The 14,821-nt window shown below is 35.8% G+C and carries 12 protein-coding genes; 10 read left to right on the top strand and 2 right to left on the bottom strand.

Features of this window, described 5'->3' with window-relative positions; all coding sequences use genetic code 11:
• Positions 1-3: 3 nt before the first annotated feature.
• The 10 genes from OB_RS12535 to OB_RS12490 all read left to right on the top strand — a co-directional run bounded on the left by OB_RS12535 (position 4) and on the right by OB_RS12490 (position 12,021).
• Positions 4-1,533 (top strand): solute symporter family protein, encoded by a 1,530-nt coding sequence (locus tag OB_RS12535; protein ID WP_011066833.1) that lies wholly within the window; start codon positions 4-6, stop codon positions 1,531-1,533.
• Positions 1,534-1,768: 235 nt separating this feature from the next.
• Positions 1,769-3,061, top strand: a complete 1,293-nt coding sequence (rpoN, locus tag OB_RS12530) for an RNA polymerase factor sigma-54 (RefSeq protein WP_011066832.1) — start codon at positions 1,769-1,771, stop codon at positions 3,059-3,061.
• The gene (locus OB_RS12525) at positions 3,051-3,299 is read left to right on the top strand and encodes a glutaredoxin family protein (RefSeq protein ID WP_011066831.1); all 249 of its coding nucleotides are present in this window, start codon (positions 3,051-3,053) and stop codon (positions 3,297-3,299) included. Before rpoN ends, OB_RS12525 begins: the two co-directional genes overlap by 11 nt.
• A 535-nt stretch (positions 3,300-3,834) precedes the next feature.
• On the top strand, positions 3,835-4,854 hold the full coding sequence (locus OB_RS12520) for a sugar-binding transcriptional regulator (protein ID WP_011066830.1): 1,020 nt from the start codon (positions 3,835-3,837) through the stop codon (positions 4,852-4,854).
• Between the two features lie 44 nt (positions 4,855-4,898).
• On the top strand, positions 4,899-5,906 hold the full coding sequence (gap, locus tag OB_RS12515; protein WP_011066829.1) for a type I glyceraldehyde-3-phosphate dehydrogenase: 1,008 nt from the start codon (positions 4,899-4,901) through the stop codon (positions 5,904-5,906).
• 184 nt (positions 5,907-6,090) lie between these two features.
• Positions 6,091-7,272 carry a phosphoglycerate kinase gene (locus OB_RS12510; RefSeq protein WP_011066828.1) on the top strand — a complete coding sequence of 394 codons (1,182 nt, stop codon included), beginning with the start codon at positions 6,091-6,093 and terminating at the stop codon, positions 7,270-7,272.
• A gap of 27 nt (positions 7,273-7,299) precedes the next feature.
• Entirely contained in the window at positions 7,300-8,058 is a 759-nt protein-coding gene (gene tpiA, locus OB_RS12505) for a triose-phosphate isomerase (protein ID WP_011066827.1), read from the top strand.
• On the top strand, positions 8,055-9,593 hold the full coding sequence (gene gpmI, locus OB_RS12500) for a 2,3-bisphosphoglycerate-independent phosphoglycerate mutase (protein WP_011066826.1): 1,539 nt from the start codon (positions 8,055-8,057) through the stop codon (positions 9,591-9,593). Before tpiA ends, gpmI begins: the two co-directional genes overlap by 4 nt.
• 23 nt (positions 9,594-9,616) lie before the next feature.
• The gene (gene eno, locus OB_RS12495) at positions 9,617-10,906 is read left to right on the top strand and encodes a phosphopyruvate hydratase (protein ID WP_011066825.1); all 1,290 of its coding nucleotides are present in this window, start codon (positions 9,617-9,619) and stop codon (positions 10,904-10,906) included.
• A gap of 131 nt (positions 10,907-11,037) precedes the next feature.
• Positions 11,038-12,021, top strand: coding sequence for a nucleoside hydrolase (locus OB_RS12490; protein WP_011066824.1), 984 nt, complete (start codon positions 11,038-11,040; stop codon positions 12,019-12,021).
• Positions 12,022-12,061: 40 nt separating this feature from the next.
• Here the strand turns inward: OB_RS12490 and ptsP are convergent, their stop codons facing one another.
• Positions 12,062-13,777: a phosphoenolpyruvate--protein phosphotransferase gene (gene ptsP / locus OB_RS12485; RefSeq protein ID WP_011066823.1), complete on the bottom strand. Its 1,716-nt coding sequence runs from the start codon at positions 13,775-13,777 to the stop codon at positions 12,062-12,064.
• A 90-nt stretch (positions 13,778-13,867) separates the two neighbouring features.
• Positions 13,868-14,773: an alpha/beta fold hydrolase gene (locus OB_RS12480; protein WP_011066822.1), complete on the bottom strand. Its 906-nt coding sequence runs from the start codon at positions 14,771-14,773 to the stop codon at positions 13,868-13,870.
• Positions 14,774-14,821 lie beyond the last annotated feature (48 nt).

The following is a 14,821-nucleotide window of genomic DNA, read 5'->3' as shown; positions in this document are numbered from 1 at the left end:
TTAATGAATTTAATAGTTGTCATTTTATTTCTAGCAATCGTATCACTTACTTTGGTGATTACATACTTTGCAGCAAAGCGGACTCAATCAACTGGAGATTTTTACACAGCTGGCGGTGGTTTAACTGGTTGGCAAAATGGACTAGCTATTGCTGGAGATTATTTATCCGCTGCATCTTTCTTAGGTATTGCAGGTGCAATCGCTTTATATGGATTTGATGGTTTTTTCTATAGTATTGGTTTTTTAATTGCTTATTTAGTAGTAATGTTTTTAGTCGCAGAGCCTTTACGTAATTTAGGTAAGTACACATTGGCAGATATGATTAATTCAAGATTTGATGCTAAAAAAGTAAGGGCTGTTGCAGCAATTAGTACGATTACCATTGTTATCTTCTATATGATTGCCCAGTTAGTAGGAGCAGGAGCACTTATTCAATTATTATTTGGTATTGATTACTGGATGGCGGTTTTACTCGTTGGAGTCATGATGACTATATATGTATTGTTTGGTGGTATGACTGCAACCAGTTGGGTTCAAATTATAAAAGCTGTACTTTTAATGTTAGGAACTGTAATTATTGCATTCTTGGTGTTAATGAAATTTAACTTTAATATTTTTCAGATGTTCTCAGAGGTGAAGACCGTAACTAGTCACGGTGATGCCTATCTTCAACCAGGGTTAAAATATACTGTTCCATTAGATACGATATCATTGATGCTGGCTTTGGTTTTAGGGACGGCAGGTTTACCTCATATTTTAATGAGATTTTTTACGGTGAAAGACGCAAGAACAGCACGTTCATCAGTAGTAACAGCCACATGGGTGGTTGGGATATTTTATATTCTTACGATATTTTTAGGGTTTGGTGCAGCAGCATTTGTTGGAGAAAGCAATATACTTGAAGCGAATCCTGCTGGAAATATGGCAGCACCACTGCTTGCAGAAGCATTAGGTGGAGATTTATTAATGTCATTTGTTGCAGCAGTTGCGTTTGCTACTATATTAGCAGTTGTAGCAGGCCTCGTTCTCTCTGGTGCTTCCGCATTTGCCCATGATATCTACGGTCAAATAATTAAAAAAGGAAAGGCTTCAGATAGGGAGCAAATGTTAGCGGCAAAATGGGCATCTTTAGGTGTATCTGTATTTTCGATATTACTTTCACTATTTGCACAATCACTTAACGTGGCATTTCTCGTATCTTTAGCCTTCTGTGTGGCAGCCAGTGCAAACTTACCAGTAATACTATACACCATATATTGGAAACGTTTTAATACATCGGGAGCAATTACTGCGATGTTATCAGGGTTATTAACTGCAATAATTTTAGTTTCTATGAGCCCGAATGTATTCGCTTTAGACGGAAGTGCAATTTTTGTTGGTGATCCTTTATTTCCATTAACAAATCCAGCATTAATATCAGTTCCTGTCGGGTTCTTAGGTGGCTTCCTGGGTACGATTCTTTCAAAAGAATTGGATCCTGGTAGATATGCAGAAGTTAAGGTTAGGGCGAACACAGGATATCGCGGGAACTAGTTAGAAATTAAAACTATTTTTACTGTTAATAGATATAGTATTTTCTAAACCAATTTACTCTATGATATAAACGATCAGGAGTAGATTGGTTTTTTTATGAAACAGGTGTAAAATAGAATGAAAGCCTTTTCAATAAGAAGGTTATGTAAAGGACAAGTTTTGTTGAACTGTTCGTGAAGGTGACAGAAATGATAAGTAATGGCAAAATAAAAGTAGAAAAAAGGGGTGAGATGAGTTGAAGCAAAAACTTGTAATCAATCAATCATTGCAGTGGAAAATGAATCAATCCTTATATCAATCTATTGAAATATTACAATTAACTGGGATGGAACTTTATGATTATATGAAACAAGTTGCTGAAGAGAACCCGCTCATTGAAGAAGTACAACCAATAGATAAGGAACTCATCTCCCAATTTCGGACAACCGATTATTCTATTGATGAAATGAATACAGCTGAACAGTCATTATATGATCAGTTAAAGTCAAATTTGTATGTTCTAGAATTGGAAGATAAATCTTTATTACCAGTAATTGTTTTTGGGATTGACTCATTAAATGAGGATGGTTATTTAGAAATAACAATGGAAGACTGGGCATATTACTGTGAAGTAGAATTAACTACAGTGGAACGAGCACTGTCATATATTCAATCATTGGAGCCGGCTGGTATTGGAGCTCGGAATCTTACAGAATGTATTCAGCTACAGTTGAATCAAATGAATATTGATGCTCCTTATATATCGTCGTTAATGAACGAAGGTATTACATTACTTGCAGAAGAAAACTCACATCAAATTGCATTAAATTATGGGATTACCGAAGAAGCAGCACAGAAATTAATTGAATCAATCAAATTATGCCATCCAAAACCAGGAAAGCTATTATCACCAACTAAAACGGAATTTATTATACCTGAAGCATCTATATATAAAGACGATACAGAGTGGAAAATTTCCTTTTTTAATTGGTCCTCACCTGCAATACAAATAAACAGTGATTATAGTAAGCATGATTTAGACAGAGAGGCTGCTTCATTTGTGAAGAAAAAACAAAAAGAGGTGGATATGCTACAACAGGCAATAGATTATCGAAGCTCTACTTTAGAGAAAATAATACGAATAATAGTAGAGAAGCAACTGCCGTTTTTTGAAAGAGGTCCCAAAATGTTAAAACCGCTAACATTGAGTGAGCTTTCCGCACAGTTGGACCTTCACATATCAACAATTAGTCGTGCCATTCGTCAGAAGTATGTTCAAACAGCTCATGGAGTTTTACCATTAAAGTATTTTCTACAACGTGAAGTGCAAAAAGGAGCAGGAGTTGCTTCCATAGTTATTAAACAATTACTTAAAGAATTAGTAGATCTCGAAGATAAAAGTAAACCACTGTCAGATCAAAAAATTAAACAGTTGATGGAAGAACGTTATCAAATTAAAATTGCACGTAGAACTATTGTGAAATACCGTGAAGAATTGCAAATTGCTTCTTCTGTTAAACGAAAAGGGGCTCAAGATAATGAAGAATGAAAATATATATTTTTATACAAAAGAAAATTGTCCACTATGTGTGGAAGCCGAAGAGTTATTGATCATGATGAATAAACAAGATATCCCAATTATTAAAAAAGATATATACGCTTCCGATGAACTACTTGAAAAATATCAATTAATGATTCCAGTGATTAAATATAATGGAAAGGAATTATTTGGCCACCAACTAAATATAGAAGATATTGATCGGTTATTAAACAAGTCAACTACATAAAGAGTAATAAAGCAGAGTGTTGCTCCGTTTAATTTCTATTGTTTTAAAGGTGCTGGCATGAACTAGTTTGAAAAGGATGAATCTCTGATATTCAGATTGTTACTATGACTCCATCAGTAGAATTTGGTAATTACGTACGATTCAAATAAAAACATTCAATACATAAGCTCTTATTTAAACGGCAAGACGAAATGTACTTGCTATTTAGGTAAGAGTTTTTTTGTTCGCATAATTGGTTATAACGATCATTTCAATAATATTCGGTGGAGCTGGTGAAAGGTCTTTACCTAATACGAACATCTAATAGTGGAAGAAAGACTCTCCCATATATAATGAATGTTTACATTATAGTTCACGGATTATATGAGGGAAATAGCTTTTCTAATAAAGGTATTTTAAGTTATATGTTTTTAGGAAATAATAAACAAAGCTTTTCGATTGAATTCAAAATAGATTGTGATATAATGAAATTGTCATCGGGACATAATGTAACCATACGGGACGTATTTAGACCCGGTGAAGGGAGTGCTAGCAGATGGATTCCATCATTGACTTACAGAAAAAGCTTGTTCCAGAGCTGGTACATGTTATGAAGGAACGTTATTCATTGCTCAAAAGTGTAGAGTCATTACAGCCTATAGGTAGGCGTAGTTTAGCAGAGAATACGAATTTAACAGAAAGACATGTACGTAGTGAAATAGATCTTTTACATGCCCAAGGTTTGGTAGAAATTACAACAAAAGGAATGTTTATTACCAAAGAGGGCAAAGTAGTATTGGAGCAACTAGCAGCAATGATCGGTGAAATAAGTGGACTCCATGTTTTAGAAAAAAGAATAAAGGAAATATTATCAGTAGATTCCGTTATTGTGGTTCCTGGTGATAGTGATCAACGTACTTCCATTAAAACAGAAATGGGTAAAGCTACAGTATCGTATCTACGTAAAAAACTTACTTCTACTAATACGATTGCTGTAACTGGAGGCAGTACAATCGCTGCTGTAGCAGATGCGATGACTCCTCTAACCAAAGATAAGCAGGTACTTTTTGTTCCAGCTCGTGGAGGTATAGGAGAAAAAGTGGAGAATCAAGCTTCGAGGATTGTATCCGAGATGGCTCGTAAAACAGATGGGGATTATCGCATGTTATATGTGCCTGATCCAATCAGTGATTCAACGTATGAAACAATCATGAAAGAGCCCCATATAGTAGAAGCTTTAGAAGTTATAAAGTCTTCAAATATTGTTCTTCATGGAGTTGGAGATGCATTGAAGATGGCTGAACGACGCCGTTCTTCTGATGAAGTAATGCAGTTGTTGAAAAAGAAGAACGCAGTAGGTGAAGCATTCGGCTATTATTTTGACGAATTTGGAAATGTAATCTATAAAGTTAAAACAGTAGGAATACAACTCCAAGATATTGATGACAAGAAACAGGTCATAACAGTAGCTGGCGGTAGTTCAAAAGCCAAAGCAATCGTCTCTTATTTTAAGCAAGCGAAAAGCAATATTCTGATCACTGATCAGGGTGCAGCAGAAGAGATATTAAGAGGATAGCCTCTTTATATATAATTTAATAAAAATTCTAGGAGGAATTATACATGGCAGTAAAAATAGGTATTAATGGTTTTGGTAGAATCGGACGTAATGTATTTCGTCAATCTCTAAAAAATAATGAAGTGGAAGTTGTTGCTATTAATGATTTAACAGATGCTAACATGCTTGCACACTTATTAAAATATGATTCAGTACACGGAAAATTACAAGAAGAGGTAACTGTAAATGGTTCTAACCTTGTAATCGATGGTAAAGAAATTAAAGTATTATCAGAGCGTGACCCTGCTGAACTTGGATGGGGAGATCTTGGTGTTGATATTGTAATTGAATCTACTGGTCGATTCACAAACAAAGAAGATGCTGAGAAGCATATTCAAGCAGGAGCTAAAAAAGTAATCATCTCTGCACCAGCAAAAGGTGAAGATTTAACAATTGTTATGGGTGTTAATGATGATCAATATGATCCAAGTGAGCACAATGTAATCTCTAATGCTTCTTGTACGACAAACTGTTTAGCACCATTTGCAAAAGTATTAAATGATAACTTTGGTATTAAGCGTGGTTTAATGACTACTATCCACTCTTATACAAACGATCAGCAAATCTTAGACTTACCACACAAAGATTATCGCCGTGCTCGTGCAGCAGCAGAAAATATCATTCCTACTTCAACAGGAGCTGCAAAAGCAGTTGGACTTGTATTACCTGAACTTAACGGTAAATTAAATGGTAATGCAGTACGTGTTCCAACTCCAGATGGTTCATTAACAGACTTAGTTGCTGAATTAGATAAAAACGTTACTATCGAGGACGTTAATAATGCAATGAAAGAAGCAGCTGAAGGCCCATTAAAAGGTATCTTAGAGTATTCAGAAGAACCACTTGTATCTTCTGATATCGTAGGTAACAACCATTCTTCTATCTTCGATGCATTGTCTACAATCGTAATGGAAGATAACATGGTTAAAGTTGTTTCTTGGTATGACAACGAAATGGGTTATTCCGCTCGTTGTATCGACTTAGCAATCTTTATGAACAATAAAGGACTTTAATAGAATTATTCGTTCGAAGAAACATATTGTTTCCTCCGGACGAAAGGATATTGGAGGAGGGAATGGTTTCCTCCTCCATTTTCCGTTTTAATCAGTATTGTTTTATATTGACTGCTACGTGGTATAATATTGCTTGGTTATGAATGATTATGTATTACATAATCCAGTATTAGGAGGGATTATCTTGAACAAAAAAACAATTAACGATCTACAAGTTGAAGGAAAGCGAGTATTTACACGCGTAGACTTTAATGTTCCTTTAAAAGATGGTGAGATTACAGATGATACACGTATTCGCGCCGCACTACCGACAATTGAACAATTAACAGCACAAGGTGCAAAAGTGATTTTAGCTAGTCATCTAGGACGACCTAAAGGAACAGTTGTAGAAGAACTACGTTTAGACCCTGTTGCTGATAGACTTAGTGATCTATTAGGTAAAGAAGTATTGAAAACAGATCAAGTTTATGGTGAAGAAGTTGATCAGGCTATCAGTGAGCTAGAAAACGGTGGAGTTCTTTTAATAGAGAACGTTCGCTTTGAAGCTGGAGAAGAAAAAAATGATCCTGAATTAGTGGAAGCATTCGCTAACATGGCTGACCTTTATGTCAATGATGCTTTTGGTGCTGCTCATCGTGCACATGCATCTACAACTGGCGTAGCAGAGAAATTACCAGCAGCTGCAGGTAAATTAATGGAGAAAGAAATTGAAGCACTAGGCAACGCTCTAGAAAATCCGGAACGACCGTTTACAGCAATTGTTGGTGGAGCGAAAGTAAAAGATAAAATTAGTGTGATCGATAATCTGTTAGATAAAGTAGATAATTTGATTATTGGTGGCGGTCTAGCTTACACGTTCATCAAAGCACAAGGTCATGAGATTGGAAAATCACTTCTAGAAGAAGATAAAATTGATTTGGCTAAAGAATTTATGAACAAAGCGAAAGAAAAAGGTGTTAACTTTGTATTGCCAGTCGACGCTATTGTGGCCGATGATTTCTCAGAAGAGGCTAATACCAAAATTGTAGATATAGATAAAATTCCTTCTGACTGGGAAGCGTTAGATATAGGCACGAAGACAAGAGAAAAATATAGTAGTATCGTGAAAGATTCAAAACTTGTTATATGGAATGGACCAATGGGAGTATTTGAATTAAATGCATTCGCAGGTGGTACAAAAGCTGTAGCAGAAGCATTAGCATCTACAGAAGGCTACTCTATAATAGGTGGTGGCGATTCTGCGGCAGCTGTTGAAAAGTTCGGCCTTGCAGAAGAAATGGATCATGTATCTACAGGTGGAGGAGCATCATTAGAATTCATGGAAGGAAAAGTTCTTCCTGGACTAGCTGCTCTAAATGATAAATAATAATAAATAACTAACAGAGGTGATTCGATGCGTAAAAAAGTGATAGCTGGTAACTGGAAAATGAATAAAGTACTATCTGAAGCAGGAGAATTTATGAATTCTGTAGTACCAAAAGCTCCGAAAGGAAATGACGTAGAAGCAATTGTGTGTGCTCCATTCCCTTTCCTGTCAAAATTAGTTGAGCAAGCGAAGGGATCAGAAGTAAAAGTAGCAGCGCAAAACATGCATTTTGAAGATTCTGGTGCTTTTACTGGAGAGGTTAGCCCTGTGATGTTGAAAGATCTAGGTGTAACACATGTTGTACTTGGACACTCAGAAAGAAGAGAGCTATTTGCTGAAACGAACGAATTAGTAAATAAGAAAACGAAAGCAGCATTTGCTCATGATTTAACTCCGATTGTTTGTGTAGGAGAAACACTGGATCAACGTGAAGCAAACGAAACGATGAACATTGTTGGCGAACAAGTAAAGCAAGCAGTTGCTGGTCTTACCAATGAACAAGTTGCTGAAACTATTATTGCCTATGAACCAGTATGGGCAATCGGTACAGGAAAAACAGCTACAAGTGAACAAGCAAATGAAGTTTGCACTGAAATTCGCAAAGTGGTAGCTGAAGTTACGTCAGCAGATGTGGCTGAAAAAGTAATTATTCAATATGGCGGTAGTGTAAAACCTGCCAATGTGGATGAGTTATTAGCTCAATCTGATATTGACGGAGCATTAGTTGGTGGGGCAAGTCTCGATCCTGAATCATTCCTACAACTAGTGGAGGCAGGTACAAAATGAGTCAGAATAAATTAGCTGCATTAATTATTCTTGATGGATTCGCTATTCGTGATGAAGTAAAAGGAAATGCAGTCAAACAAGCAAACACCCCTAATTTTGATCGTTTTTGGAATCAATATGCTCATAATCAATTAGAGGCTTCTGGAAAGGCTGTTGGATTACCAGATGGGCAAATGGGGAATTCCGAAGTTGGTCATTTGAATATTGGTGCTGGTCGTATTGTGTATCAAAGCCTTACTCGTGTAAATGTGTCTATTGACGAAGGTGATTTCTATGAGGTTGATGCGTTCATTAAATCTGTAGAACATGCAAAGAAACATGACAAAGCGCTTCACTTATTTGGTTTATTATCTGACGGTGGTGTGCATAGTCATATTAATCATTTATTTGCTTTACTTCGATTAGCGAAGAAACATGAATTAGAAAATGTATTTGTACATGCTTTCTTAGACGGACGTGATGTTGGTCCGAAAACAGCGAGCAAATATATCAAAGAAACACAAGATGTGATGGATGAACTTGGTGTTGGTCAATTCGCTACTATATCTGGTCGTTACTATTCCATGGATCGTGACAAACGTTGGGACCGTGTAAAGAAATGTTATGACGCAATGGTATACGGTGAAGGTCCATCATATAAAAGTGCACAAGAAGTTGTAGATGATAACTATGCAAATGAAATTTATGATGAGTTTGTAATTCCTTCTGTAATTACAGATGACAATGATGAACCAGTGGCTACGATTAAGGATGAAGATTCTATTATCTTCTATAATTTCCGTCCTGATCGTGCGATACAAATCTCTAGAACATTTGCGAATGAGGATTTTCGTGACTTTGAGCGAGGCGATAAAGCTCCAAAAAAACTAGACTTTGTAATGCTGACAAACTTTAGTGAAACAGTAGATGGATATGTTGCGTATCAACCAGTCAATCTAGATAATACTGTTGGAGAAGTTCTAGCACAAAATAATTTGAATCAATTACGTATTGCAGAAACGGAGAAATATCCACACGTTACTTTCTTTATGAGTGGTGGACGCGAAAAAGAATTCCCTGGTGAAAAAAGGATTTTAATTGACTCACCCAAAGTAGCAACCTATGATCTGAAACCTGAAATGAGTGTATATGAAGTTACTGATGCACTGTTAAAGGAATTAGATAAAGGGGAGCAGAATGCGATTATCTTGAATTTTGCTAATCCAGATATGGTTGGACATTCAGGGAAATTACAACCAACTATTGATGCTATTGAAGCAGTGGATGAATGTTTAGGTAAGGTAATTGATAAAATTACTGAATTAGGTGGTCATGCCATAATAACTGCAGATCACGGCAACTCTGATGAAGTTATGACTTTGGAAGATAAACCAATGACAGCTCACACAACTAACCCTGTACCTGTTATTGTAACCAAAGATGATATTGAGTTACGTGATGGTGGAATTTTAGCAGATTTATCACCAACACTGCTTGATTTATTAAATGTTGAAAAACCAAAAGAAATGACTGGCAATAGTCTTATAAAAAAATAATAAAACAATAAGGAGAGAATAATATGCCATATATTACAGATGTTTATGCTAGAGAAGTCTTAGATTCAAGAGGTAACCCAACCATTGAAGTTGAAATTTTCACAGAGTCAGGAGCATTTGGTTCAGCAATCGTACCAAGTGGTGCATCAACTGGTGAGTATGAAGCAGTAGAACTTCGTGATGGTGACAAAGATCGTTATTTAGGTAAAGGAGTTCAAAAAGCAGTTGAAAATGTAAATGATCTAATTGCGCCTGAACTTATTGGTATTGATGTTACGCGTCAAAACATTATTGATGCTTTAATGATCGACCTAGATGGAACGGAAAACAAAGGTAAACTAGGTGCGAATGCAATCCTTGGAGTATCCATGGCAGCAGCACATGCAGCAGCAAACTATTTAGAAGTACCTCTATACAACTATTTAGGTGGGTTCAATGCAAAAACACTTCCAACACCAATGATGAACATATTAAATGGTGGAGAGCATGCGGATAACAACGTAGATATTCAAGAATTTATGATTATGCCTGTTGGTGCTCCAACATTTAAAGAAGCATTGCGCACTGGTGCTGAAATTTTCCATGCGTTGAAAAAAGTACTAACTTCAAAAGGCTATAACACTGCAGTAGGTGATGAAGGTGGTTTTGCGCCAAACCTAGGCTCTAATGAAGAAGCACTACAAACTATCGTAGAAGCAATTGAAGCTGCTGGTTATAAGCCGGGTGAAGAAGTTAAACTTGCAATGGACGTAGCTGCTTCTGAAATCTACAGTGATGGTAAATATAACCTAAAAGGTGAGGGAGTTGTTCGTTCATCTGAGGAAATGGTTGACTGGTATGAAGAAATGATTTCTAAATACCCAATTATCTCTATTGAAGATGGATTGGATGAAAATGATTGGGATGGTTTCAAAATCCTAACTGATCGTCTTGGTGATAAAGTTCAATTAGTTGGAGATGACTTGTTCGTAACCAACACGAATAAACTTTCTAAAGGTATCGATCAAGGTATTGGTAACTCTATCTTAATCAAAGTAAACCAAATCGGAACTCTAACAGAAACATTTGAAGCAATTGAAATGGCAAAACGCGCTGGTTATACAGCTGTTATCTCTCACCGTTCTGGTGAAACAGAAGATGTTACGATTGCAGATATTGCAGTAGCAACAAATGCTGGACAAATCAAAACAGGTGCACCATCTCGTACGGACCGTGTAGCTAAATATAACCAACTACTTCGCATTGAAGATGAATTAGCTGGTATGGGTGAGTATGGTGGATTAGCTTCATTCTACAACTTAGCTAACAAATAATTATAATGTCAATGATATAGTCAAAAACTACAATTGGAGTTATTACTCTGATTGTAGTTTTTTTATATACTTCATATCTAATTTATGAAAGTTTGCTACTTATAAGCATAAGCTAAACAAAGGGGGTAATTATGGTAAAGAAAGTATTGTTATTTGGTGATATAGGTATTGATGATATTATTACGCTCATTTATGCCGCATTAGATGAAGAAATAGAAGTTATTGCAGTAGTCGCATCATATGGAAATATAAGTCGTGAGAAAGCCACAAATACAATTAGTTACATACAAGATCTATTAAATTATAAAAATCTACAGGTACCATTAATATTGGGGGCACAACGTCCAATGACGGGGGAAATACCAAAAGAAGTATCGGATATTCATGGTGAGTACGGTATGGGCCCGATTATTCCTCCTATAAATGATGCGGAGGTTGTTGAAAACTTTTTACAGATAATCGATATAATTGAAAAAAATGAAGATATATACATAGCTAATATTGGCAGACTAACCGATTTAGCAACATTATTTATATTATATGAAGATTTAATGGGAAAAGTAAAAGGAATTTATATTATGGGGGGAGCATTTTGGGTTCCTGGAAATATTACAGCTGTAGCTGAAGCTAATTTTCACGGGGATCCAGTAGCCGCACAATTAGTGATGCGCTTTGCTTCTAACCTGAAGATTTTACCACTTAATGTATCAAATCAAGCAATAGTTACTCCTGAAATGGTAAATTATATTGATCAGGTCGGACAAATTTCTATTGTAAAGCCAATGATTGATTATTACTATGATTTTTATAAAAAAAGAGACCCATCAATTATAGGAAGTCCCATGCATGATGTATTAGTATTAATGGCAATAAAAAATAAAGATATGTTTCAATTTTTTAGTAGACCGATTACGATTGTCCAGTCATTGTTAGGTGAGGAGAGGGGACAAAGTATTGCCGATATACGCTCCTATGAAGATGGATATTATACTATTACGGAGACGAATCACCATCAAATAGCTTTTCAAATGGATTATCAGCAATTCTTTTTCGATTTTATGACAAATATGTCGAATGGTCAATTTGATCGGTCGTTATATAAAAAAGAAAAATAGGTTCTCACTTGTATGATGAGAACCTATCAGTGTTAATCTTTTATTCCGTTATTTCCTTAACAAATGCTACTACTTCTTCTGAAGTGCTCATTGCTAAGAATTGTTCTTTTGCTTTCACTAATTCTTTTTTATTCAAGCTTAGTAATTGGGTACGTGCAGGAAGTATAGAAGTTGCACTCATACTAAACTCGTCCAATCCAAGACCTACTAATAAAGGAATTGCAATTGAATCTCCTGCCATTTCTCCACACATGCCTACCCACTTATCTTCAGCATGTGCTGCTTCGATAACTGTATTAATTAAGTTTAAAATGGCTGGGTTATATGGTTGATATAGATAAGAAACTTGCTCATTCATACGATCTGCAGCCATTGTATACTGAATCAAGTCATTCGTACCAATACTAAAGAAATCAACTTCTTTTGCAAATTGTTTAGCAATAACAGCTGTAGAAGGGATCTCTACCATAATTCCAATCTCAATATCATCTGAAACTTCGATTCCATCATTCTTTAAGGAATCTTTTTCTTCCATTAATAGCGCTTTAGCTTGACGAAATTCTTCAATCGTAGCGATCATTGGAAACATAATTTTTAAGTTTCCGTAAGCACTAGCACGAAGTAATGCACGTAATTGTGGACGGAATACATGTTCATTTTCTAAGCAAAAACGTATTGCACGATAACCTAAAAATGGATTTAGCTCTTTTGGAAGATCTAAATAGCTTATTTCCTTGTCCCCACCTACGTCTAAAGTACGGACTACAACGGGTTTACCCTTCATTTTCTCTAGAACTGTTTTGTATGCGTCGAATTGCTCGTCTTCAGAAGGAAGTTCAGACTTACCCATATATAAAAATTCTGTTCGATATAATCCTACACCTTCTCCACCATTGTTTAATACTCCTTCAACATCCTCAGGAGTACCAATATTAGCAGCAAGTTCGACCTGTTCGCCATCCTTAGTGAAGCTAGGTTCATCTTTTAATTTTGCCCATTCTTCTTGTTTTTTGGCGAAATCTGCTTGTTTTTGTTTATATGCTTGTATTTCCTCTTCTGATGGATTAATAATGATATTGCCATCTAGTCCATCTACAATAATCACATCATCTTTTTGTACAGATGAAGTAATATTTTTTGTACCCACCACAGCAGGTATCTCTAGAGAGCGTGCCATGATTGCTGAATGAGAAGTTCTACCTCCGATATCAGTTGCAAATCCTTTTACAAATTCACGATTCAATTGAGCAGTATCAGATGGAGTTAAATCTTCTGCAATAACGACTACTTGCTCATCGATAAGTGCAGGGTCCGGGAATGTTACACCTAATAGGTGGGACATCACACGCTTGGTAACATCCTGTATATCGGCTGCGCGTTCTCTCATGTATTCATTATCCATTGCTTTAAACATTTCAATAAACATTGTTGCTACTTCATCTAAAGCAGCTTCAGCATTTATTTTTTCTTCATTAATTTTGTCTTTCATTGGACCTATCAATTCAGGATCACTTAAAACTAATAAATGAGCAGAGAATATTTCCGCGTGCTCTTCGCCGATTTCTTTTAGTGTATGCGCTTTGATTTTTTCTAATTCTTGTTTAGAAATCTCCAAAGCTTTGTCAAGACGATTAATTTCACTAGTTGGATCATCTATGTTACTTCTTTCGAATGATAGTTCTGGAGTTTTTAGTTCGTATGCCTTAGCAATTGCAATGCCAGAAGAAGCTGCAATTCCTTCGATTTTCTTTGCCATGCTGAACATCCTTTCATCAAGGTTATGTAGAATTTTGTATTCTTGTATAGTTTAAATCATTTTTCCTATATGGTGCAACTAATAGAATCCCTATAGATATGCTTTTAACCAACTATTTATTAATGTAAACGCTTCATGCTTACAAATATCATTTAATAGTTCATGACGCCCGTCATCAAAGACGCTAATGGTAATATTATCCACCCCAAATTTACTGTATAAGTTCGCCGTTTTCCAAATACCTTTTCCATGCTGTCCAATAGGGTCTTTATCCCCACTCAATAATAAAAGCGGAAGATCCTTACGAATATTACGATTTAACTTTGGGTCTAGCATGGTATTAATACTATCAAGTAGATCGTAAAAGAATCGAGCAGTTGGTATAAAACCTGATTGGGGATCATTCTCATAAGCTTCTGCTTGTTCAAGATCTCTAGTTAACCAACTATATTTATGTGCTGGCGATGGGATCCTTCTATTACTATTACCGAAAGCTAAATAATTCATTAAATTAGATTTTTCATGTGGTGGGAGCAAAGAGGCGATAGTTCGTCCGGAGAAGCTTGTTAATCTTGGATAATGACCTGTTCCGGTTAATATTAATCCATCTATGCAATTACTATATTTCTGAATAAAATTTCGCATTAAAAATGAACCCATACTATGTCCAACAAAAAAATAAGGAAGAGAAGGATATTGATTCATTGTTACCTGCATTACTTCATACAAATCTTGGACTACGATTGCATTTCCATCTGCGTCTGCAAAAAAACCTTGAACATGTTTTTCACCTGTTTTTCCATGACCGCGATGATCATTGCCTAATACAACAAACCCTTTATCAATAAAATATTCTGCAAAATATTGATAGCGGGAGATGTGTTCAGCCATCCCGTGTGCAATTTGGATAATTCCAACTGGTTTTATAGTGGGATTCCATTGCTTAACGTATAGTTTTGTACCGTCTTGCATGGTTAAATAATAGGATTGTTCCATGTATTTCCTCCTATTTTCATTTGTATATACTTATTTTAGTGTTCTATC

The sequence above is a fragment of the Oceanobacillus iheyensis HTE831 genome, assembly GCF_000011245.1.
GTDB lineage: Bacteria > Bacillota > Bacilli > Bacillales > Amphibacillaceae > Oceanobacillus > Oceanobacillus iheyensis.
This window is presented reverse-complemented; position numbering and strand designations above follow the sequence as displayed.